General features: G+C 57.0%; 18 protein-coding genes and 2 tRNA genes. 4 read left to right on the forward strand and 16 right to left on the reverse strand.

All coding sequences use genetic code 11. The annotated features are described in order from the left end of the window. Positions 1 to 197: 197 nt before the first annotated feature. Complete coding sequence (locus HNR62_RS00890; RefSeq protein WP_204794206.1) at positions 198 to 476, reverse strand: YeaC family protein; 279 nt, start codon at positions 474 to 476, stop codon at positions 198 to 200. A gap of 131 nt (positions 477 to 607) precedes the next feature. Beyond that, a complete protein-coding gene (locus tag HNR62_RS00895) occupies positions 608 to 2,038 on the reverse strand; it encodes a glyceraldehyde-3-phosphate dehydrogenase (RefSeq protein WP_204794207.1) in 1,431 nt (476 codons plus the stop codon). Positions 2,039 to 2,180: 142 nt separating this feature from the next. Here HNR62_RS00895 and HNR62_RS00900 point away from each other — a divergent pair, with 142 nt between their 5' ends. The 3 genes from HNR62_RS00900 to trhP all read left to right on the forward strand — a co-directional run bounded on the left by HNR62_RS00900 (position 2,181) and on the right by trhP (position 5,770). Next, the gene (locus tag HNR62_RS00900; protein WP_204794208.1) at positions 2,181 to 2,975 is read left to right on the forward strand and encodes a DUF2989 domain-containing protein; all 795 of its coding nucleotides are present in this window, start codon (positions 2,181 to 2,183) and stop codon (positions 2,973 to 2,975) included. Between the two features lie 211 nt (positions 2,976 to 3,186). Continuing rightward, on the forward strand, positions 3,187 to 4,182 hold the full coding sequence (gap, locus tag HNR62_RS00905) for a type I glyceraldehyde-3-phosphate dehydrogenase (RefSeq protein ID WP_204794209.1): 996 nt from the start codon (positions 3,187 to 3,189) through the stop codon (positions 4,180 to 4,182). Between the two features lie 166 nt (positions 4,183 to 4,348). After that, entirely contained in the window at positions 4,349 to 5,770 is a 1,422-nt protein-coding gene (gene trhP, locus HNR62_RS00910; protein ID WP_204794210.1) for a prephenate-dependent tRNA uridine(34) hydroxylase TrhP, read from the forward strand. 91 nt (positions 5,771 to 5,861) lie between these two features. Here the strand turns inward: trhP and pnp are convergent, their stop codons facing one another. From pnp to rlmE, 14 genes are all read right to left on the reverse strand, one after another. Further along, positions 5,862 to 8,057, reverse strand: coding sequence for a polyribonucleotide nucleotidyltransferase (gene pnp / locus HNR62_RS00915; RefSeq protein WP_420827132.1), 2,196 nt, complete (start codon positions 8,055 to 8,057; stop codon positions 5,862 to 5,864). A 173-nt stretch (positions 8,058 to 8,230) separates the two neighbouring features. After that, positions 8,231 to 8,500 (reverse strand): 30S ribosomal protein S15, encoded by a 270-nt coding sequence (gene rpsO, locus HNR62_RS00920; RefSeq protein WP_204794211.1) that lies wholly within the window; start codon positions 8,498 to 8,500, stop codon positions 8,231 to 8,233. Positions 8,501 to 8,661: 161 nt separating this feature from the next. Then, the gene (gene truB / locus HNR62_RS00925; RefSeq protein WP_204794212.1) at positions 8,662 to 9,597 is read right to left on the reverse strand and encodes a tRNA pseudouridine(55) synthase TruB; all 936 of its coding nucleotides are present in this window, start codon (positions 9,595 to 9,597) and stop codon (positions 8,662 to 8,664) included. Between the two features lie 2 nt (positions 9,598 to 9,599). Next, on the reverse strand, positions 9,600 to 10,028 hold the full coding sequence (gene rbfA, locus HNR62_RS00930; protein ID WP_204794213.1) for a 30S ribosome-binding factor RbfA: 429 nt from the start codon (positions 10,026 to 10,028) through the stop codon (positions 9,600 to 9,602). Positions 10,029 to 10,111: 83 nt separating this feature from the next. Then, on the reverse strand, positions 10,112 to 12,808 hold the full coding sequence (gene infB / locus HNR62_RS00935; RefSeq protein WP_204794214.1) for a translation initiation factor IF-2: 2,697 nt from the start codon (positions 12,806 to 12,808) through the stop codon (positions 10,112 to 10,114). 19 nt (positions 12,809 to 12,827) lie between these two features. Further along, positions 12,828 to 14,330, reverse strand: coding sequence for a transcription termination factor NusA (gene nusA / locus HNR62_RS00940; protein WP_204794215.1), 1,503 nt, complete (start codon positions 14,328 to 14,330; stop codon positions 12,828 to 12,830). A gap of 14 nt (positions 14,331 to 14,344) precedes the next feature. Continuing rightward, positions 14,345 to 14,803, reverse strand: coding sequence for a ribosome maturation factor RimP (gene rimP, locus HNR62_RS00945; RefSeq protein WP_204794216.1), 459 nt, complete (start codon positions 14,801 to 14,803; stop codon positions 14,345 to 14,347). A gap of 190 nt (positions 14,804 to 14,993) precedes the next feature. Next, positions 14,994 to 15,070: transfer RNA gene (locus tag HNR62_RS00950), tRNA-Met, on the reverse strand. 57 nt (positions 15,071 to 15,127) lie between these two features. Further along, positions 15,128 to 15,214: transfer RNA gene (locus HNR62_RS00955), tRNA-Leu, on the reverse strand. A gap of 8 nt (positions 15,215 to 15,222) precedes the next feature. Next, positions 15,223 to 15,558, reverse strand: coding sequence for a preprotein translocase subunit SecG (secG, locus tag HNR62_RS00960; protein WP_204794217.1), 336 nt, complete (start codon positions 15,556 to 15,558; stop codon positions 15,223 to 15,225). Positions 15,559 to 16,241: 683 nt separating this feature from the next. Further along, a complete protein-coding gene (glmM, locus tag HNR62_RS00965; RefSeq protein ID WP_204794218.1) occupies positions 16,242 to 17,582 on the reverse strand; it encodes a phosphoglucosamine mutase in 1,341 nt (446 codons plus the stop codon). A 30-nt stretch (positions 17,583 to 17,612) separates the two neighbouring features. After that, entirely contained in the window at positions 17,613 to 18,446 is an 834-nt protein-coding gene (gene folP / locus HNR62_RS00970; RefSeq protein WP_204794219.1) for a dihydropteroate synthase, read from the reverse strand. A gap of 68 nt (positions 18,447 to 18,514) precedes the next feature. Beyond that, positions 18,515 to 20,467, reverse strand: a complete 1,953-nt coding sequence (ftsH, locus tag HNR62_RS00975) for an ATP-dependent zinc metalloprotease FtsH (protein WP_204794220.1) — start codon at positions 20,465 to 20,467, stop codon at positions 18,515 to 18,517. A gap of 44 nt (positions 20,468 to 20,511) precedes the next feature. Continuing rightward, the gene (gene rlmE, locus HNR62_RS00980; RefSeq protein WP_204794221.1) at positions 20,512 to 21,141 is read right to left on the reverse strand and encodes a 23S rRNA (uridine(2552)-2'-O)-methyltransferase RlmE; all 630 of its coding nucleotides are present in this window, start codon (positions 21,139 to 21,141) and stop codon (positions 20,512 to 20,514) included. A gap of 84 nt (positions 21,142 to 21,225) precedes the next feature. On the opposite strand from rlmE, the gene yhbY reads away from it, so the two are divergent. Beyond that, a complete protein-coding gene (yhbY, locus tag HNR62_RS00985) occupies positions 21,226 to 21,522 on the forward strand; it encodes a ribosome assembly RNA-binding protein YhbY (RefSeq protein ID WP_204794222.1) in 297 nt (98 codons plus the stop codon). Positions 21,523 to 21,685 lie beyond the last annotated feature (163 nt).

The following is a 21,685-nucleotide window of genomic DNA, read 5'->3' on the forward strand; positions in this document are numbered from 1 at the left end:
TGCCTTAAAAGATAGACGTAGTTGTACAATTAGATCAAGTTTGTACAAGTAAAAATTCGGGGAGGGAGAAAAGTGAGGAGTGAGGAGTGAGGAGTGAGGAGTGAGGAGTGAGGAGTGAGGAGTGAGGAGTGAGGAGTGAGGAGTGAGGAGTGAGGAGTGAGGTGTGATTTTACTCCCCTCTCCCTTCACAACACCGGTTAATTCAGCTTCTGGCGGGTGATCTCGGCTTCATCGCGGAACTGGCGGCGCAGCTCGGACTTGCTTTTCATCACCAGCTCGCCCCCCTTGCCGATGGTCATATGCTCGGGATTGTCATTGTGCATCGCCTGCCAAAGCAGCACCGCCTGCATACTGCTTTCCTTTTGCTCGGGGGTCAGCACCGAGCCGTCCGGCCACTTGCCGAGCTCGACCGCAGTCCTCAGCTTCCGATACACCTCTTCGGGCATATGTTTGATCGCTTGTTGCAAAGATGACATGACACTTTCTCCTCTGGCGCAGTACGGATATTATCGCCGTGAAAACAATAAGGGGCAGCCCATGGCCGCCCCTTCCCACTGTTACGGCACTGTTTGCCTATATCGTTGCCGGTATCAGTCTGTACCCGCCCTCAGGCGGGCAGATCCATCAGCTCGATGCCGGCCATTTTCTGCATTACGCGTACCACCTGGCAGCTGTAACCGAACTCGTTGTCATACCAGACGTAGAGCACGGCCCGATCGCCTTCGGCGATGGTGGCCAGAGAGTCGACGATACCGGCGAAGCGAGAGCCAACCATGTCGGTGGACACCAGCTCGCTACTGGTGCTGAAGTCGATCTGGTTGTGCAGCGGTGAGTCCAGTGACACCTTGAGCAGGTACTCGTTCAGCTCATCGGCGGTGGTGGCTTTATCCAGATTCAGGTTGATCACCGCCATGGAGACGTTCGGCGTCGGCACCCGGATGGCGTTACCGGTCAGCTTGCCCTTGAGCTCCGGCAGTGCCTTGGCCACGGCAGAGGCGGCGCCGGTGCTGGTCAGTACCATGTTCAGTGCGGCACTGCGACCACGGCGATCGCCCTTGTGGAAGTTATCAATCAGGTTCTGATCATTGGTGTAGGAATGCACGGTTTCCACGTGACCATTTTTCACACCGTAAGCATCGTTCACCGCCTTCAGCACCGGAGTTATGGCGTTGGTAGTACAGGACGCCGCCGACATGATGCGGTCTTCCGGCAGTATCATGTTGTCGTTGACACCGAAGACGATGTTCTTGATGTCGCCTTTACCCGGCGCGGTCAGCAGCACCTTGGCGACGCCCTTGGCCTTGAGGTGCAGACCCAGGCCAGCTTCATCGCGCCAGATACCGGTGTTATCAACGATCAACGCATCGTCGATACCGTACCGGGTATAATCGATGTCTTCCGGGCTATTGGCGTAAATTACCTGAATATAGGTGCCATTGGCGATAATGGCGTGGTTTTCGGCGTCGACTTCGATAGAGCCGTTGAAAGGACCATGCACGGAATCACGACGCAGCAGGCTGGCGCGCTTTTCCAGATCGTCAACCGAGCCACGTACCACTATGCCACGCAGACGCAGGCCATGATTGCCACCGGAGCGCTCGATCAGCAGCCGCGCCAGCAAGCGGCCGATGCGGCCAAAGCCGTACAGCACCACGTCGGTCGGCTTGTTGTCATGAGTGGTGTTCAGGGCCGAAGCCAGCTCACTGCGCAGAAAATCGTCCAGACCGGATTCGTCCTGGTAGTCTTTCCAGTAACTGACGGCCAGTTTACCCAAATCGATACTGGCCGGTGTCAGATCCAGCTTGCCCAGTGCTTTCAGCACCGGATAGCTCTGGCTGACCAGCAGGGCCTTCCCTTCATGGCGACTCACCACACGATGAGCCTTGATAATCTCAATGGTAGAGGCATTCAACAGGGGGCGCGCATGGACGTAAATTTCCACCCCCTGGTTGCGATACAGCTTGCCGATCAGGGGCTGCATGGACTCTGCCAGCTCCTGGCTTTGCTGCCAGGCGGAAAGGTAACTTTCGTGGGTCATCGACCGAATCCTTTTATGTCAGGTAACTGTCACTAGTATTGAAGCGGGCAAAAACCACGCCGCATCAGCTCTATTTAAGTGCGCCCATTTTAGTGGATAGGGGGTATGATTACCAGACTAAGGCAGGTAATGAGATATTCAAATGGATACCAAAACCGCTTTCTTGGTACTCACTGCACCGCTCTTTTTGGCAGCTTGTGAGCAAGATCGCATCCAAACCATCTGTGAAACAAGCCCGCAATTCTGTACCGAGCTGCATAAGGACAGCTGGTGCAACCTCGAACGATCGAGTCTCATCAGGGCGCGACACCAGCAGGCCGGTACACCGGATGATGCCAATCATTATGCACTGATGGTCAATATCAAACGCTACCACGATTGCCTGGATCCGCTGCTGAGCATTGAATACACCAAACGCAAAGAACGTAAAAACGACAAGCTGGAAGCCGTGATCAAGGCCAAGGCCGCTCTGACACAGTTGGAACAGCAGACCCTGGATTCCGATTACCCTTACCTGCTGCTCTGGCACTGGCAACACAGGGGAGACAGGCTGGCCAAGGCCCGTTTCATCAAACAGGCCGACATGCCCGAGATGCAGCAACCCGACCTGCAGAATGCCCTGGCCGAATTGCTCATTATTCGTGATGGCCCGGCTGCAATGCGGGCGCTGCACCGCGCTCTGAGTCTTTATGAGGCCGAGGCCACTGTCGATACCGATATTATCGCCAACCTGCTGACGCTCTATATTCGAGAGCGGCGCTATCGCGATGTCTGGATCTGGAGCCGGGTGCTGAGCCGCCTGGATCACTCGGCCACGCTGAATATGGAGCGTATAGACACCTATGCCCGCTTCAACAAGGCTCAGCAACAGCAAATGCAACAGGAGGTCGACACCATCATCCATCAGCTGGCAACCGGGTCTTATAGCCGGAGCTGATCCCCTCGTTGCTTTCGTTCTTCTGAGGGCCGTACCGGTTCCGCTTCAGTCCCCGATGGCCACAACCACCAAAAAAGAAATAAAATTTCAAAATATATTGGTAAATTGCAATTAAAAACGAGTTAACGATTGACGGATCGGTTATTTTTTGTAATTTTATAACCATAAAGTTTAATTCCACCATTTAATCCTCTATACATCGGGTGAATTTATGACGATAAAGGTAGCTATCAACGGTTTCGGACGTATTGGTCGACTGATGTTTCGCGCCGCCTGTGAGCGTAACGATATGCAGGTCGTTGCCATCAACGATCTGCAAGACGTGGACTATATGGCCTATATGCTGAAGTACGACTCTACCCACGGTCGCTTCAAGGGCGATGTAGCGGTGGAAGGCAACCATCTGCTCGTTAACGGCAACCTTATCCGGATCACCGCCGAACGCGATCCCGCGGCCCTCAACTGGGGCGAGCTCGACGTGGATGTCGTGGCCGAAGCCACCGGTATCTTCATGACCGATGCAACCGCACGCAAGCATATTCAGGCCGGCGCCAAAAAAGTGGTGATGACGGGGCCGTCAAAAGACAGCACCCCCATGTTCGTGATGGGCGTCAACCACCACCGCTATGGCGGTGAAGATATCGTCTCCAATGCCTCCTGTACCACCAACTGCCTGGCCCCGCTGGCCAAGGTGATCAACGATAGCTTCGGTATCGCCGAAGGGCTGATGACCACGGTACATTCCACCACTGCCACCCAGAACACCGTCGACGGCCCCTCACATAAAGACTGGCGTGGTGGCCGCGGGGCCGGCCAGAACATCATCCCTTCCGCCACCGGTGCCGCCAAGGCGGTCGGCAAGGTGATCCCCGAGCTGAACGGTAAACTCACCGGCATGGCCTTCCGGGTACCCACCCCCAACGTGTCGGTGGTGGATCTGACGGTACGGTTGGAAAAACCGGCCAGTTACGAGGCTATCTGCGCCACCCTCAAGGCGGCGGCCGCAGGTGAACTGAAGGGCATTATCGGTTACACCGAAGATGCCGTGGTCTCGACCGACTTCCTTGGCGAAACCTGTACCTGTGTGTTCGATGCTTCCGCCGGCATCGCCCTCAACGACAACTTCGTCAAGCTGGTGGCCTGGTACGACAACGAAGTGGGTTATTCCCACAAGGTGCTGGATCTGATCGCCCATATCTCCAGATAACAATCTGGCAGCACCATGTGGCTGGCCGCCGTCGCCGTGACCACAAACAACCGGGCCCGGGCCCGGTTGTTTGTCTCTGCTCGAAATCGGGAGCCCGAGAGCGTAAAATAGCGACCCCGGCCGCCATCAGGTGGCGGCCCTCTGACCTGACATCAGACGAGATCCCATGTTGACCACAGAACTGTTGACCACTGAATCGTTCAAACCCGAATTGCTCTCCCCCGCCGGCACCCTCAAGAATATGCGCTACGCCTTCGCCTATGGCGCCGATGCGGTCTACGCCGGCCAGCCCCGCTATTCGCTGCGGGTACGCAATAACGAGTTCAATCACGAAAACCTCAAGATTGGCATCGACGAAGCCCACGCCCTGGGCAAGAAGTTCTATGTGGTGGTCAATATTCAGCCCCACAACGCCAAGCTGAAAACCTTTCTGCGCGATATGAAACCGGTGGTGGAAATGGGTCCGGATGCGCTCATTATGTCCGATCCGGGACTGATCATGCTGGTGCGCGAGCACTTTCCCCACATGCCCATCCACCTGTCGGTGCAGGCCAACGCCGTCAACTGGGCCTCGGTCAAGTTCTGGCAGGACTACGGTATCGAACGGGTCATACTGTCGCGCGAGCTGTCGCTGGAAGAGATTGAAGACATTCGCGCCCACTGCCCCACCGTCGAGCTGGAAGTCTTCGTACACGGCGCCCTGTGCATGGCCTATTCCGGCCGCTGCCTGCTGTCCGGCTACATCAACAAGCGCGATCCCAATCAGGGTACCTGTACCAACGCCTGCCGCTGGGAATACAAGGTACACGACGCCAGGGAAGACGATGCCGGCCAGATAGTGCACAAGCAGGAGCCTATTCTGGTGCAGCCGGTAGAGCAGGTGCAACAGGTCGAACCCACCCTGGGTGCCGGTGCCCCATACGATCAGCCGGTGCTGCTGGAAGAAAGCAATCGCCCCGGCGAGTACATGCCCGCCTATGAAGACGAACATGGCACCTACATCATGAACTCCAAGGATCTGCGGGCGGTGCAGTATGTGGAGCGACTGACCCAAATGGGGGTGCACTCACTGAAAATTGAAGGTCGCACCAAGTCGTTCTATTACGTGGCACGCACCGCCCAGGTGTATCGCAAGGCCATCGACGATGCGGTGGCAGGCAAGCCCTTCGACGCCTCCCTGATGAACACCCTGGAAAACCTGGCCCACCGTGGCTACACGGAGGGTTTTCTCAAGCGCCATGCCCACAGCGACTATCAGAATTACAACACCGGTTATTCGGTCTCCACCCGCCAGCAGTTCGTGGGCGAAATCACCGCCCGCAATGGTGACTGGGTAGAGGTGGCGGTGAAGAACAAGTTTGTCGTCGGTAACCGGCTGGAACTGATGACACCAAAGGGGAATCTGACCTTCACCCTCGCACAGCTGAAAAACCGCAAGGGTGAGGCCATCGAAGTCGCCCCCGGCAGCGGTCATGTGGTCTGGCTGCCGCTACCCGAATCGGTAGACGCCGGCTTTGGCATACTGCTGCGGCACCTGGACACGCAACAAGACAGCCATCAGCCTGATGCCAGGCCGCTGACTGCCTAAAGTTTCGATAGCGCCTGACATACGAAAAAAGCCGGGACTCTCGTCCCGGCTTTTTCTATTTGTGCCTTGGCCTGTCAGGCCATGGCTGCCGTTACTCGGCCTTGTCGGCCGGTGCCGCTTCGACCTTGGCTTCTTCGACCTTGGCTTTTTCAACCTGGGCTTCTTCAACCTTGGCTGCTTCGGCAGCGGGAGCTTCGGCGACTGCCGGCTCCTTCGTTTCCTTGATGGACAGACGAATACGGCCCTGACGATCCACTTCCAGTACCTTGACCTTGACCATGTCGCCCACGGTCAGGTGATCGGACACGTTCTTGACCCGCTCTTCGGTGATCTGGGAAATATGTACCAGACCATCCTTGCCGGGCAGAATGTTCACGAAGGCACCGAAGTCGGCCAGACGCACGACCTGGCCTTCGTAGATGGTACCGGCTTCCACTTCTGCGGTCAGCTGCTCGATGCGGCGAATGGCCAGCTTGGCGGCCTCGCCGTCCACGGCAGCAATCTTGACGGTGCCGTCGTCGTCCAGCTCTATGGTGGTTCCGGTTTCTTCGGTCAGGGCACGGATGGTGGCGCCGCCTTTACCGATCACATCACGGATCTTCTCGGGGTTGATCTTGATGATGTGGATACGAGGCGCGAAATCGGAGATCTCGGCACGCGGTGCCTGCATCGCCTCATCCATCACCTTCAGGATATGCAGACGAGCGTTGCGCGCCTGTTTCAGCGCCACTTCCATGATTTCCTTGGTGATGCCTTCAATCTTGATGTCCATCTGCAGGGCGGTAATGCCCTGAGTGGTGCCGGCCACTTTAAAGTCCATGTCACCCAGGTGATCTTCGTCACCCAGGATGTCGGACAGGACCACAAAGCCGGCGTCTTCTTTTACCAGACCCATGGCGATACCGGCCACGGACGCCTTGATCGGCACACCCGCGTCCATCAGCGCCAATGAAGTACCACACACGGAAGCCATGGAAGAAGAACCATTGGACTCGGTGATCTCGGATACCACACGCACGGTATAAGGGAATACGTCCGCACTCGGCATCACGGCGGCAACGCCGCGCTTGGCCAGGCGACCGTGACCGATTTCACGACGCTTGGGGCTGCCGACCATGCCGGTTTCGCCCACACAGTAGGGAGGGAAGTTGTAGTGCAGCATGAAGCGGTTGGTGCGGGCGCCGGTCAGCTCGTCAATCAGCTGGGCGTCACGCTCGGTGCCCAGCGTCGCGGCCACCAGGGCCTGGGTTTCACCCCGGGTGAACAGGGCTGAGCCGTGAGTACGCGGCAGCAGACCGGTGGCCACATTCAGGGCGCGAATCATGTCGGGTTCACGGCCATCGATACGGGGCTCACCGCGTACCACGCGGCCACGTACAATCTGCTTCTCCAGCTTGCCCAGCTGTTCCTGCACTTCCTTGATACCCTGCTCCGGGTGAGTGGCCAGCACGGCCGACAATACCCTGGCCTTGATGGCGCCAATGGCGTCACGACGAGCGCTCTTGTCGGTGATGCGATAGGCTTCGCCCAGCTCGGTGGTCGCCAGTTCGGCCACCTGGGCTTTCAGGCTCTCGTTTTCGGCCTTCGGCTGCCAGTCCCAGGGCTGGGTGCCCACTTCGGCGGCAAATTCATTGATGGCCTGAACGGCGGTGTTCAATTGCTCATGACCGTAAACCACGGCGCCCAGCATGACTTCTTCGGGCAGAATATTCGCTTCCGACTCCACCATCAGTACTGCGTTCGCGGTACCGGCAACCACCAGATCCAGCTCGCTGTTTTCCAGCTCGCTGATGCTCGGGTTCAGCACGTACTCGCCATTCATGTAACCGACACGAGCGGCACCGATAGGACCGGCAAACGGAATGCCGGAAATGGCCAGAGCGGCCGAGGTACCCAGCATGGCGATGATGTCGGGCGCGATATCGGGGTTGACCGAAACCACGGTCGCAATCACCTGTACTTCGTTTTTGAATCCTTCGGGAAACAAGGGACGGATCGGACGGTCAATCAGTCGCGAGGTCAGAGTTTCACCTTCCGTCGGGCGGCCTTCACGCTTGAAAAAGCTGCCCGGAATGCGGCCGGCAGCGTAGGTCCGCTCCTGATAGTTCACGGTCAGCGGAAAAAAGTCTTTGCTTTCATCGGCTTCGCGCTTGCCAACGACCGTTACCAGAACGGCGGTATCATCAATGCTGGCCATGACGGCACCATTCGCCTGACGTGCTATGACGCCGGTTTCGAGGGTGACAGTATGCTGGCCATACTGGAAGGTTTTCACGATAGGATTCACGTTGTCGATTCCTTAATATGTTTGGTCTTTTAATTTACCGGCCCAGTATACTTGATTCCCGTTTAAAGGACAGAATCGCAAGGGAAAACGGGCAGGGAAAAGTGAGGAGTGAGGCGAAAATCAGGCAACAAAAAAGGGGCCTAAGCCCCTTTTTCTTGAACCGGATGAGTCGATTAACGACGCAGACCCAGTTTGGCGATCAGTGCACTGTAACGCACAACGTCTTTACGCTTCAGGTAGTCCAGCAGGCTACGACGCTGGGATACCATGCGCAGCAGACCACGACGGCTGTGGTGGTCGTGGATGTGCTGCTTGAAGTGACCTTGCAGGTGGTTGATCTGGGCGCTCAGCAGGGCAACCTGAACTTCAGGTGAACCGGTGTCGCCTTCGGCACGGGCAAAGTCGGCAACGATCTGGGCTTTGGTTTCAGCATTTAGTGACATCTTATTACTCCAAAGAGATGAATGTTTTTTCCAGCCGATCACTAATTCAGCCGGAAAGCGAGCTGCGCATTCTACCAGTTAAGCCGATGTTGGCAACCAGAAAATGCCGCCGGCAGCAACGGCCCTGATCAGGCCCGTTGCTGCCGGCAACGTCAGGCGTTTCAGCGCACCAGCCGCTTGGGGGCCACCTTGCCGTCGTCGTCGATTTCACCGACGCCGATAAACTGGTGCTGGTCGCCCATGGTCATGCGGACAAACCCTTCCAGCGGCGCGCCGGAAACCTGCACCGCCTGCCCCTGATTGATGTAACCGGCCACCAGCTCGGACATGTTCACTTCCGGCAGGGTGGAAACGGCGGTGTCCATCGGCAACAGCAGCGGATCCAGCTCCAGCCGAGGCGCTATTTCCTGCGTCCGGCAGTTTTCGAGAATACACTCCAGCTGCTCCAGGGTCAGCATGCGGTCGCTCGGGTAGCCCGCCACTGCCAGCCGACGCAGCACGGTCACGTGTGCGCCACAGCCCAGCACTTCGCCCAGATCATCGACGATGGTCCGGATATAGGTGCCCTTGCTGCAATGCACTTCCAGCTCGACTTCATCCCCTTCAAAGCGAATGAGCGTAAGCTCATAGACGGTGATGGGTCGGGATTCCCGCGGTACTTCGATGCCTTCACGGGCATACTGGTACAGGGGCTTGCCCTGATACTTGAGCGCCGAATACATGGACGGGATTTGCTGGCTCTGGCCGCGAAAGCGATCCAGTGCCTCGATCAGGTCACCCGGGGCCACCTTGACCGGCCGGGTCTCGACCACTTCGCCGTCCGCATCGCTGGTGTCGGTGCGCTCGCCCAGCTTGGCGACCACCCGATAGCGCTTGTCCGCTTCCAGCAAAAACTGGGAAAACTTGGTCGCCTCGCCCAGGCAAATCGGCAACATGCCGGTGGCCAACGGGTCCAGCGCACCGGTGTGCCCCGCCTTGGCGGCGGCATAAATACGCTTGACCTGTTGCAGGGCATCGTTGGAGGTAATGCCGGCAGGCTTGTCCAGCAACAGAATGCCGTCTACCTCACGGCCACGAAATCGACGCTGACGCCCCATCTTCAGTCCTTCTTCTCTTGATCTTGATCCTGGTCTTGATCGGCTTCGCTGCGACCGCTTTTCTGTATCCGGCGATTGTCTTCGGCAATGGTGCTGGAAACCAGGGTAGAAATTCGCACACCTTCCACCAGACTCTGATCGTAGGCAAACCGCAATTCGGGCGTCACCCGCAGACGCATGGCTTTACCCACCAGGCTGCGAATAAAGCCGCTGGCGTCTTTCAGTACCTTCATGCCCTGCTCGATCTTTTCCGGATCGTTTTCCAAAAAGGTAACGAACACCTTGGCGTAGTTCAGATCCCGAGACAACTCGACCCCGGATACCGTCACCAATTTGAGGCGATCGTCTTTGATTTCCCGCTGCAGGATCATCGCAATTTCTTTTTGCAATTCCTGGCCTACCCGGCGGGATCGGCTGAATTCTCTGGCCATAATTCTCTTTCCAAGACAAAGGGGGCCAAAGGCCCCCATTTATATATCAGTGCTGAAACCGGGGTTCCTGGTACAAGCCGCCCTTACAGGGTGCGCTGTACTTCCACGATTTGGAAGACTTCTATCTGGTCGCCCACTCGTACATCATTGTAGTTCTTCACGGCGATACCACATTCCATGCCGTTACGCACTTCCTGCACATCGTCCTTGAAGCGACGCAGAGATTCCAGCTCGCCTTCGTAAATGACCACGTTGTCACGCAATACCCGGATCGGGTTGCTGCGCTTGACGTTACCTTCGGTGACCATACAACCGGCCACGGCGCCAAACTTGGGTGAACGGAACACGTCACGCACCTGGGCCAGACCGATGATTTCCTGCTTGAACTCGGGAGCCAGCATGCCGGTCATGGCCTGCTTGACTTCGTCCAGCAGCTCATAGATGACGCTGTAGTAACGCAGGTCTATTTCTTCCGACTCGATCATCTTGCGGGCAGAGGCATCGGCACGCACGTTGAAGCCCACTATGATGGCGTTGGAGGCGGCAGCCAGGCTGGCGTCGGTTTCGGTGATACCACCCACACCGGAGCCGATGATCTTGACCTTGACTTCGTCGGTGGACAGCTTCTGCAACGACTCGGAAATCGCCTCGATGGAGCCCTGAACGTCTGCCTTCAGTACCAGGTTGACTTCGGCCACTTCGCCTTCGGTCATGTTGGCGAACATGTTCTCCAACTTGGCTTTCTGCTGACGCGCCAGTTTCACTTCGCGGAACTTGCCCTGACGATAGAGTGCCACTTCACGGGCCTTCTTCTCGTCACGTACCACTGTGGCTTCATCACCGGCTGCCGGCACGCCGGACAGACCCAGAATTTCAACCGGAATGGACGGACCGGCGGTCTTGATTTCGCGACCCAGCTCGTCCTTCATGGCACGAACACGGCCATATTCCAGACCACAGAGCACGATATCACCCTGGTTGAGGGTACCTTCCTGTACCAGTACGGTAGCAACCGGACCACGTCCCTTGTCGAGACGGGATTCGATGACCACACCGGACGCCATGCCGTCGTATATGGCTTTCAGCTCCAGTACTTCCGCCTGCAGCAAAATGGCTTCAAGCAGCTCGTCGATGCCCTGACCGGTTTTGGCCGAGATAAAGGCGAACATGTTTTCGCCGCCCCAGTCTTCCGACATGACGCCGTGCTGAGACAGTTCGCTCTTGACCCGGTCGATATCCGCTTCCGGCTTGTCCATCTTGTTGACTGCAACAATCAGGGGAACGCCGGCGGCCTTGGCGTGCTGAATGGCTTCAACGGTCTGCGGCATGACGCCGTCGTCCGCCGCCACCACCAGAATAACGATATCGGTCGCGCTGGCACCACGGGCACGCATGGAGGTAAAGGCCGCGTGACCCGGGGTATCCAGGAAGGTGATCATGCCGTTGTCGGTTTCGACGTGATAGGCACCGATGTGCTGGGTAATACCACCGGCTTCGCCGGCGGCCACCTTGGCCCGACGGATATAATCCAGGGTCGAGGTCTTGCCGTGGTCGACGTGACCCATGATGGTCACCACGGGGGCACGGGTCTGACGTTCGGCATCGGTATCCCGGTCCGACAGTACCTTCTGCTCCAGTTCGTTTTCACGACGCAGAATCACCTTGTGGCCCATCTCTTCCGCCACCAGCTGGGCGGTTTCCTGATCGATCACCTGGTTGATGGTCACCATGGCGCCCATCTTCATCATGGTCTTGACGACGGCGGCACCCTTGACGGCCATCTTGTTGGCCAGTTCGGCCACGCTGATGGTCTCACCGATCTCGACATCGCGGTTAACCGCCTGCGCCGGCTTCTGGAAGCCATGCTTCATCGAGTTGGGCGTCATCACCTTGGCGCGCTTGCCTTTTCTCAGGCGTTCATTGCGGCTTTCGCGATTTTCGCGATCTTCCTTGGTTTTGCCACCCTTGCGCTTCTTGCCACCGGTGCTACGACGCGCTTTCTGCTCTTCGGTCTTGTCGGCTTCGTCTTCGGCGGCCTTGGCATGCTCGTTGGTCATGACATGGTAATCCGCATCTTCCGGCTTCTTCGCTGCGGCTTCTTCTGCCCAGCGTTTTTCATTTTCTTCTGCCAGCTTGCGTACTTCTTCGGCCTTTTTCTGGGCGTCCAGCTCGGCCTTGCGCAAGGCTTCCTGCTCACGCTGTTGCTTCAATTTTTCTGCTTCGCTCTTCGCCATATCATCCGCCTTTTTCTGCTCTTTGCTTCGGGGCTTGCTTGCCCCCTGCTCTGTGGTGTTCTGAGCTTGCAGCTGAGCCTGGCGGGCTTTTTCTTCCGCGTCACGCTTGGCTTGTTCTTGCGCCTCACGCTTGGCCTTGTCTTCGGCTTCACGCTTGGCTTGCTCTTCGGCCTCACGCCGGGCCTGTGCCTCTGCTTCCAGACGCGCCTGCTCTTCTGCTTCCTGTTGACGCTGCTGCTCTTCCAGCGTGTCACGTCTTACGTAGGTGCGCTTCTTGCGCACCTCGACCTGTACGGCTTTGCTCTTGCCGCCGACCACCGGCACACTCAGGGTGCTGATGCTCTTGCGCTGCAGCGTCATCCGCTTGGGCTCTTTATCGTCGGCGCCATGCTGTTTCTTTAAAAACGTCAGCAAGGCGGCCTTTTCGGTTTCCGATACGGTGTCGGCACTGGATTTCTCCATGCCGGCTTCGCGAAACTGCTGGACAAGACGGTCAACCGATGTATCGATGTCGCTGGCAAGCTGCGTTACTGTAACTTCTGCCATTCATTTACCTCCGCTGATCTTATTCTTCGTTCTGGTCTCCGAACCAGCAGATATTCCGGGCCGCCATGATCAGCTCCCCTGCCAGGGTTTCATTCAGACCTTCAATTCCTTCAAGATCGTCAATGCCCTGCTCTGCCAATTCTTCCAGATCCGCAACACCACGGGCGGCAAGCGAATACGCCAGCTCCCGGGTCATGGAGGGCAGTGCGAGCAGATCTTCTGCCGGCTCCACCCCTTCGAATGATTCTTCCTGTGCCAGGGCCCGAGTGGTCAGGGCATCCTTGGCTCTATTACGCAACACCTCCACCATCTCTTCATCCAGGCCTTCGACGCTCAACAGCTCGCTGACCGGCACATAGGCAATTTCTTCCAGGGAAGAAAAGCCTTCTTCCATCAGCAAGGCGGCGAAATCTTCGTCGATGTCCAGGTCCTGGACAAACAGATTCATGATCTTGTCGCTTTCTACCTGATGCTTGCTCTGCAAATCTTCTACCGTCATCACGTTCAGTTCCCAGCCGGTCAACTGAGCCGCCAGACGTACGTTCTGACCGTTTCGGCCGATGGCCTGAGCCAGGTTGCCGGACTCCACCGCGATGTCCATGGAATGGGCATCTTCATCGACGATGATAGAGGCCACGTCCGCCGGTGCCATGGCGTTGATCACGAACTGGGCGGGGTTGTCGTCCCACAGCACGATATCGACCCGCTCACCGCTGAGCTCGCCGGAGACGGCCTGTACCCGGGCGCCACGCATGCCGACACAGGCCCCGATGGGGTCGATGCGGCGGTCGTTGGTCTTGACCGCAATCTTGGCACGGCTGCCCGGATCCCGGGCGGCAGCCATGATCTCGATGATTTCTTCACCGATTTCCGGCACTTCGATACGGAACAGTTCTTTCAGAAAGTCCGGATGACTGCGGCTGACGAACAACTGGGCGCCACGGGCTTCGGGGCGAACCGCATACAGCAAACCGCGAATACGGTCACCGGAACGGAACGATTCCCGTGGCAGCAGGTCTTCACGGAAGATCACCGCCTCGGCGTTGCTGCCCAGGTCCAGAATCACGTTATCCCGGGTCGCCTTCTTGACCACACCGGTAATGATTTCGCCTTCCTGATCCTGGAACTGCTCCACCACCTGCATCCGCTCGGCTTCACGTACTTTCTGTACGATAACCTGTTTGGCGGTCTGGGTGGTGATGCGGTCGAAGGTGACCGAATCAATCTCGTCTTCCACATAATCGCCAACCTGGATATCCGGCTCGTCGATCTGTGCCGCTTCCAGGGTAATTTCGCCATAGGGGTTGGTCAGGGCTTCCTGATTTTCCACTACCTGCCAGCGACGGAAGGTCTCGAAATTGCCGCTCTTGCGATCGATTTCGACCCGCACCGCGATCTCGCCTTCGTATTTTTTCTTGGTGGCCGTAGCCAGGGCGGTTTCCAGTGCCTCGAAAATCTTTTCGCGAGGCACGGCCTTTTCGTTAGAAACGGCATCAACAACCAGCAATATTTCTTTATTCATGTCCGACTGCCTCGTTAGTCAAAGTTCGGAACCAGATGCGCTTTTTGGATATTGGCGAAAGCGATGGGAAACTCGGTTCCGTTCACTTCCACCCTGATCATGGTGTCGTCTACCGACACCAGAAGCCCGGTCAGTTTACGATGATTGTTCACCGCCATGCGCAGGGACAATTCTACCTGCTGACCGATAAGGGCCTGATAATGAGCCGGCTTGAACAGGGGGCGAGCCATACCCGGAGAAGACACCTCCAGATCATATTCGGTAGAAATGGGATCTTCCACATCGAGCACGGCACTGACCTGCCGACTGACTTCGGCACAATCGGTTACTTCAATACCGTTTTCATGGTCGATGTACAAACGTAAGGTCGAATGCCGGCCGGCGCGTACAAATTCGAGCCCCAGCAATTCAAAGCCCAGAGCCTCTACGGGCTCTGACAGCATCTCGGTCAATCGTTGTTCCAATGTAGCCAAAGCTACCCCTCCGAAAACAAAAAAAGGGCTCGCAGCCCAGTGAATGTGCACCGATGATACCGGCGCTGAAGTGCAGATAACAAAAAGCCCCGATCTTCAAATCGGGGCTATTCACCTGGACCCTGACTGTCGCCTCGCAGCGACCATTTACCGCACTTACCATTAAATAATGTGCAATAAACGTGAGGATTGGTTGCGGGGGCCGGATTTGAACCGACGACCTTCGGGTTATGAGCCCGACGAGCTACCAGACTGCTCCACCCCGCGTCCGAACCGTGCGAGAGTATAGTTAATTCGAGCTTGAATCTCAACTTAACTATGACTTGGTGCCGAGAGCGGGACTTGAACCCGCACGCCCATACAGGCACTACCCCCTCAAGATAGCGTGTCTACCAATTCCACCACCTCGGCAAAAACCTTTATTCGGGAACGTCGCTACCGTTTACGGCAGGAACATCACCCGGGATAACACTTTCTTCTACCTGAGGTACAGAAAGATCTTCCCATTCACTTCCCTGCTTGGTCACGTTACTGGATAAATTACCCAGAACCAGACTCACCACAAAGAAGCCTGCTGCCAGTAGCGTTGTCGCCTTGGTCAGGAAATTACCGGACCCACTGGAGCCAAAAACCGTATTGGACGCACCTGCTCCGAAGGAAGCACCCATGTCGGCGCCCTTCCCTTGCTGAATCAGCACCAGACCAATCAAAGTCAGTGCGATAAGCAGATACACCACTAAAAGAATTTCGTACATCAGCCTTACCTTTGCTTGACGTCTGAGCCCCGCATCAGACTGCTGTCCGGAGCGGGGCTAATACTAGCCACACCCTTGGCGGGATACAAGCGCAATTTTAAAAAACAGCCTCAAGTGAATAAAAAGACGGCAAAATGATGATTGTACAACCGTTTTCTTCAGCTAAAAGCCATAAGCTGTCAGCAACCCGGCGGTATTTTCAGTGTTGGTGCAGCATCCGTAACTCATGACCCGCATGCTGGACTTTCAAACAACTCAGGCAGTTGATCGCTGACAGCCTGTCACTTAGTCACAAGTTTTTGTTGATCTTAATGATGTCATCAGGCAAGGCGCACTGCTCAGCCGACACGCCGTAAACCCCTCCCTGGGGGCTCAAACCGCGCCATCCTTGGCGCGGATGGTCGGTTGAGCAGACACCCTTTGCCCTCCCGTTGGCAGCGGAGTGGTCTGTCAGTGGTGCTCACCGACGACTCGGCGCCTAAAAAGAGGTGACTGGGATAGCCTCAGCCGACCATCACATGACAGGACGTCATGTGCTGAGCGTCGCAGGGATACGGTTTAGCGTGTCGGAAGAGGCTACCCAGTTGCCTCTGAGCCTATTTTACGGACTGACAGACTTGTGACTAAGAGACAGGCTAACAGCTTATAGCTACGGCGAAGCCGTTAAAGCTCCGGCGAAGCCGTTAAAGCTCCGGCGCAGCCGGTATGGCATCGGCAATATATTGGGCCAGACGCTGTACCTGCTCCGGCTCGGCGCCCTCGACCATCACCCGGATCAGCGGCTCGGTGCCGGACTTGCGCAACAAGACCCGACCCGCGCCGGCCAGCTCTTCTTCCGCGGCGGCAACACGCTGCTGTACTTCGCTGTCGGCCAGTGGGTCCGTACCCGCCTGAAAGCGCACATTGATCAGTACCTGGGGATAGAGCACCAGCTCTTTGCCCAATTCATGCAGGCTGCGCCCCTCATCCACCATGGCACGCAGGATCTGCAGCGCCGCGACGATACCGTCACCCGTGCTGTTGTGATCCAGGCTGATGATGTGGCCCGAGTTCTCTCCCCCCAGCTTCCAGCCATGCTCCTTGAGCAGCTCCATCACATAGCGGTCACCCACCTTGGCGCGAACAAAGGGGATTTCCAGACGTGACAGGGCCAGCTCGAGCGCCATGTTACTCATCAGGGTGCCCACCACGCCACCATTCAGGGTGCCTCGGCGATGGGCATCTCGTGCCATGACGTACAGCAGTTGATCACCGTCGAGCAAGGCGCCGGTATGATCCACCATCGCCAGGCGGTCGCCATCACCGTCGAAGGCAATGCCCAGATTGGCGCCATGCTCCTGCACGGCGGCCACCAGTGCCGCCGGTGCGGTCGAGCCGACCTTGTCGTTGATGTTGATGCCGTTCGGCTCGCCACCAGTGCGGATCACCCTGGCACCCAGCTCTTCAAATACCGCCGGCGCTATGTGATAGGTGGCACCGTGAGCGCAATCGAGCACTATGGTCAGGCCATCCAGATGCATCTCGGAGGGAAAGGTGCTCTTGCAGAACTCGATGTATCGTCCGGCCGCATCGTTGATGCGGCTGGCCTTGCCCAGCAACTCGGAGGCCACGCAGTCCATCGGCTGATCAAGCATGGCCTCGATGGCCTGCTCGACATCATCCGGCAACTTGGTACCGTCATGGGAAAAGAACTTGATGCCGTTGTCGTAATAAGGATTGTGGGAAGCACTGATCACGATACCGGCCTCGGCCCTGAAGGTACGGGTCAGGTAGGCAATGGCCGGGGTCGGCATGGGACCAAGCAGCGCCGCCTGAATACCGGCCGCAGACAGGCCCGCTTCCAATGCCGACTCCAGCATATAGCCGGATATGCGCGTATCCTTGCCAATCAGTACCTTCTTGGTGCCGGTGCGAGACAGCACCTTGCCGGCGGCCCAACCCAGCTTCATCACGAATTCCGGGGTGATGGGGTAGTCCCCTACTCGTCCACGAATGCCGTCGGTGCCAAAATATTTTCTACTCATTCAATTATCCCTGATGTTTATCCCTGTTGTTTATCCCTGATATGCCGCTGCTTGTTGCCATACCCGCATGGCATCAGCCATTTCTTTTACATCATGCACTCGCAGTATCTGCGCGCCCTGACTCAGCGCAAACAAATGCGCCGCCAGGCCGCCGGCCAGACGTTGCTCGACCGGGCGATCCAGCAACTGCCCCAGCATCGACTTGCGCGACATACCCACCAGCAACGGCAGGCCCAGCGCATGCAGGGCGCCGACCTTGCCCAGCAGCTCATAATTGTGTTCGAGTCGCTTGCCGAAGCCATAGCCGGGATCCAGGCAGATGCGCTCACGGGGGATGCCCACTTCATCACAGGCTAACAGCCGTTGCCGCAGAAAATCCGCCACCTCGAGCGTCACATCCCGATAATCCGGTGCCTGCTGCATGGTTCTGGGTTGGCCCTGCATGTGCATCAGACAGACGGCGGCACCACTGTCGGCCGCGGCCTGCAAGGCACCCGGCTCGCGCAGGGCACAAATATCGTTGATCAGATCCGCGCCGGCCTTGACCGACTCCTGCATCACCACCGCCTTGTTGGTATCGATGGATATCCAGCAATCCAGCTCCCGGCGCAACAGCTCCAGCACCGGTATGACCCGATCCAATTCCTGTTGCTCTGGCACCGCAGCAGATCCGGGCCGGGTCGACTCGCCACCCACGTCAATCAAAGTCGCACCGTCTTCGACCATCTGCAGAGCATGGCGCAAGGCGGCGTCTCTGCCCACAAAGCGGCCGCCGTCCGAAAAAGAGTCCGGCGTCAGGTTGAGGATCCCCATGATACGGGGGGAAGATAAATCCAGGCTTCTGGACGCACTTGATAACAGCATAATGACTGGTTCCCACAAAATAAAAAGCCCCGGACAGCGATGTCCGGGGCTTAATTTATCATAAATTATCAGTTGCTGGTGGCATCACCGGGCTTATTCAGATCCGGTGCCGCAGACTTGGGCTCATCGGCTTGCTCTGCATCCTTCTCACCGGTGCTGGCGGTCGGCCCCTTGGGCTTGTCGTCAAACTCTTCTTTCCAGTCTGCCGGTGCCCGCACATCGCGACGCGCCATCAAATCGTCGATTTGCTTGGCATCGATGGTTTCGTACTTCATCAACGCATCTTTCATGGCATGCAGGATATCGATGTTATCCATCAGTATCTGCTTGGCGCGCTCGAAGTTGCGATGAATGACGTCTTTCACCTCGGCATCGATGGCGTTGGCGGTTTCATCGGACATGTGCTTTACCTTGGCCGCGGTACGGCCGAGGAAGACTTCGCCTTCTTCATCCGCATACAGCAAGGGACCCAGTTTTTCCGACAGACCCCACTGGGTCACCATCTTGTGGGCAATTTCTGTCGCCCGTTCGATGTCGTTGGAAGCACCGGTCGTGACCTTGTCGAAACCATAGATGATTTCTTCTGCCAGACGGCCGCCATACAGACTGGAAATCATCGACTCCAGATGCTGCTTGCTGTAACTGAAGCGATCCTGCTCGGGCAGATACATGGTCACACCCAGGGCGCGACCACGAGGAATAATCGATACCTTGTACACGGGATCATGCTCGGGAACCATGCGACCGACGATGGCGTGACCCGCTTCGTGATAGGCGGTCATCGCCTTCTCGGACTCGGACATCACCATGGAACGGCGCTCGGCGCCCATCATGATCTTGTCTTTGGCTTTTTCAAATTCTTCCATCGATACCAGTCGACGGGCAGAACGAGCCGCAAACAGGGCCGCCTCGTTCACCAGGTTGGCCAGATCCGCACCACTGAAACCGGGAGTACCACGGGCAATGACGCTGGCGTTGACATCGTCACCCAGCGGTACACGACGCATGTGCACCTTGAGGATTTGTTCGCGACCACGCACATCGGGCAGACCCACCACCACCTGGCGGTCGAAACGACCGGGGCGCAGCAGTGCCGGATCCAGTACGTCGGGTCTGTTGGTGGCGGCGATGACGATAACGCCTTCGTTACCTTCAAAGCCATCCATCTCAACCAGCATCTGGTTCAGGGTCTGTTCGCGTTCGTCGTGACCGCCACCCAGGCCGGCACCACGCTGGCGACCGACGGCGTCGATTTCATCGATAAAGATGATACAGGGGGCAGACTTCTTCGCCTGCTCGAACATGTCACGAACCCGTGATGCCCCCACACCGACAAACATTTCCACGAAGTCGGAGCCGGAGATGGTAAAGAAAGGCACCTTGGCTTCACCGGCAATGGCCTTGGCCAGCAGGGTTTTACCGGTACCGGGCGGGCCCACCAGCAGAATACCGGTGGGAATACGCCCGCCCAGCTTCTGGAAACGGCTGGGATCACGCAGATAATCCACCAGCTCTTTCACGTCTTCCTTGGCTTCATCACAACCGGCCACATCGGCGAAGGTCGTTTTGATCTGATCTTCACTCATCAGCCGGGCCTTGCTCTTGCCGAAGCTCATGGCCCCCTTGCCACCGCCGCCGCCCTGCATCTGACGCATGAAGAACACCCAGACGCCGATCAACAACAGCATGGGGAACCAGGAAATAAAGATGGACGTCAGCAGGCTTGGTTCTTCCGGCTTTTCCCCCACGACCCGCACGTTGTTGTTCAGCAGATCATTCAACAGCTGAGGATCCTGCGCAGGCAGGATAGTCGTGAAACGATCACCACTGCGCTTTACGCCATTGATGGTATTGCCATCCATGCGCACTTCACGAATTTGCCCTTGGGCTACTTCCTGTACAAAAGTGGTATAGTCCGTCTGGCGTCCACTCGGCTCACTCGGGCTAAAGCTCTGGAATACCGACATTAACACCACGGCTATGACCAACCACAGGATCAAATTTTTCGCCATGTCACTCAAATTACTAACCTCACCGGCTGACAGTTTATGACTTTGACAGAGTACTACAGTTTAAAACCCGTAGCCACAATGTAGACTTCTCGCGAGCGGGGCCGCGACGAATCGGGTTTTCTTACCCTTACCGAACTGAAAGACCGGCGAACTTCCAGCAGAAATTCATCGAAGCCGGCCCCCTGAAACACTTTTACAACAAAACTCCCTTTGGGTGCCAGCACCTGACGGCACATATCCAGGGCAAGCTCCACCAGATACATGGATCTGGGCTGGTCGACCTCGGGGGTACCACTCATGTTGGGCGCCATGTCCGACAGCAGGACATCGACCTTGTCTTCCCCTACTCGTTCCAGCAGCGCATTCAGCACCGCCTCGTCACGAAAGTCTCCTTGCAGGAAGTCGACCCCGGCAATGGGGTCCATGGCCAGCAGGTCACAGGCAATGACCTTGCCCTTCAAACCGACCTGTTCAACCGAGTACTGGCTCCAGCCTCCGGGGGCCGCCCCCAGATCCACCACCGTCATACCGTGTTTGAGCAGACGATCGCGCCCCTGCAGTTCTTCCAGTTTAAATACGGCACGCGAGCGCAGGCCTTTTTTTTGCGCCTGTTGTACATACTTATCGTCAAAATGCTCTTTGAGCCAGCGCGTCGAGCTGGCCGAGCGTTTCTTCTTCGTCATTAAATTATCGCTCTGCTATTACCATTGAAGCTTAGATGGGGGTACAATAGCCCCCTTTCAACCTATTAACTGAAGCATTTTGCAATGACCCTGACTAATAAGCAAAGACAATACCTCAAAGGCATGGCCCACAGCCTGAAGCCGGTGGTATTGCTTGGCCAGCATGGCCTGACTGAAGGCGTACTGGCCGAGATCGATCTGGCCCTGAATTTCCACGAACTGATCAAGGTCAAGGTTGCCGCCGAAGACAGGGAAGTCAAAACGCTGATCATGGACGCCATCGTCCGTGAAACTGCCGCGGTAAAGGTACAAAGCATCGGCCATATCCTGACGCTGTATCGTGCCGGCGAAGAGAAAAAAATCAGCCTGCCCAGAGCCTGAGCCGTCTGTAAGGGTCGGGCACGCCGCCCCGCCCTTTTGCCTTTATTGCTTCCCTGCCCCGATATTTCCCTCTGTTTTTCCTGTTCGGTCGTCGGGACAGACCTGGCTCCTGCCCAATGCTCGGCGCCAGTCGTTCAGCCAATCCTGCCGTTTAGCCTATTTT

The sequence above is a fragment of the Oceanisphaera litoralis genome, assembly GCF_016907015.1.
Lineage (GTDB): Bacteria > Pseudomonadota > Gammaproteobacteria > Enterobacterales > Aeromonadaceae > Oceanimonas > Oceanimonas litoralis.

Bases quoted from the DNA above. Each gene is read 5' to 3' on its own strand.
- HNR62_RS00890 (WP_204794206.1), bottom strand. From the start codon at position 476: ATGTCATCTTTGCAACAAGCGATCAAACATATGCCCGAAGAGGTGTAT.
- HNR62_RS00895 (WP_204794207.1), bottom strand. From the start codon at position 2,038: ATGACCCACGAAAGTTACCTTTCCGCCTGGCAGCAAAGCCAGGAGCTG.
- HNR62_RS00900 (WP_204794208.1), top strand. From the start codon at position 2,181: ATGGATACCAAAACCGCTTTCTTGGTACTCACTGCACCGCTCTTTTTG.
- gap (WP_204794209.1), top strand. From the start codon at position 3,187: ATGACGATAAAGGTAGCTATCAACGGTTTCGGACGTATTGGTCGACTG.
- trhP (WP_204794210.1), top strand. From the start codon at position 4,349: ATGTTGACCACAGAACTGTTGACCACTGAATCGTTCAAACCCGAATTG.
- rpsO (WP_204794211.1), bottom strand. From the start codon at position 8,500: ATGTCACTAAATGCTGAAACCAAAGCCCAGATCGTTGCCGACTTTGCC.
- truB (WP_204794212.1), bottom strand. From the start codon at position 9,597: ATGGGGCGTCAGCGTCGATTTCGTGGCCGTGAGGTAGACGGCATTCTG.
- rbfA (WP_204794213.1), bottom strand. From the start codon at position 10,028: ATGGCCAGAGAATTCAGCCGATCCCGCCGGGTAGGCCAGGAATTGCAA.
- infB (WP_204794214.1), bottom strand. From the start codon at position 12,808: ATGGCAGAAGTTACAGTAACGCAGCTTGCCAGCGACATCGATACATCG.
- nusA (WP_204794215.1), bottom strand. From the start codon at position 14,330: ATGAATAAAGAAATATTGCTGGTTGTTGATGCCGTTTCTAACGAAAAG.
- secG (WP_204794217.1), bottom strand. From the start codon at position 15,558: ATGTACGAAATTCTTTTAGTGGTGTATCTGCTTATCGCACTGACTTTG.
- glmM (WP_204794218.1), bottom strand. From the start codon at position 17,582: ATGAGTAGAAAATATTTTGGCACCGACGGCATTCGTGGACGAGTAGGG.
- folP (WP_204794219.1), bottom strand. From the start codon at position 18,446: ATGCTGTTATCAAGTGCGTCCAGAAGCCTGGATTTATCTTCCCCCCGT.
- rlmE (WP_204794221.1), bottom strand. From the start codon at position 21,141: ATGACGAAGAAGAAACGCTCGGCCAGCTCGACGCGCTGGCTCAAAGAG.
- yhbY (WP_204794222.1), top strand. From the start codon at position 21,226: ATGACCCTGACTAATAAGCAAAGACAATACCTCAAAGGCATGGCCCAC.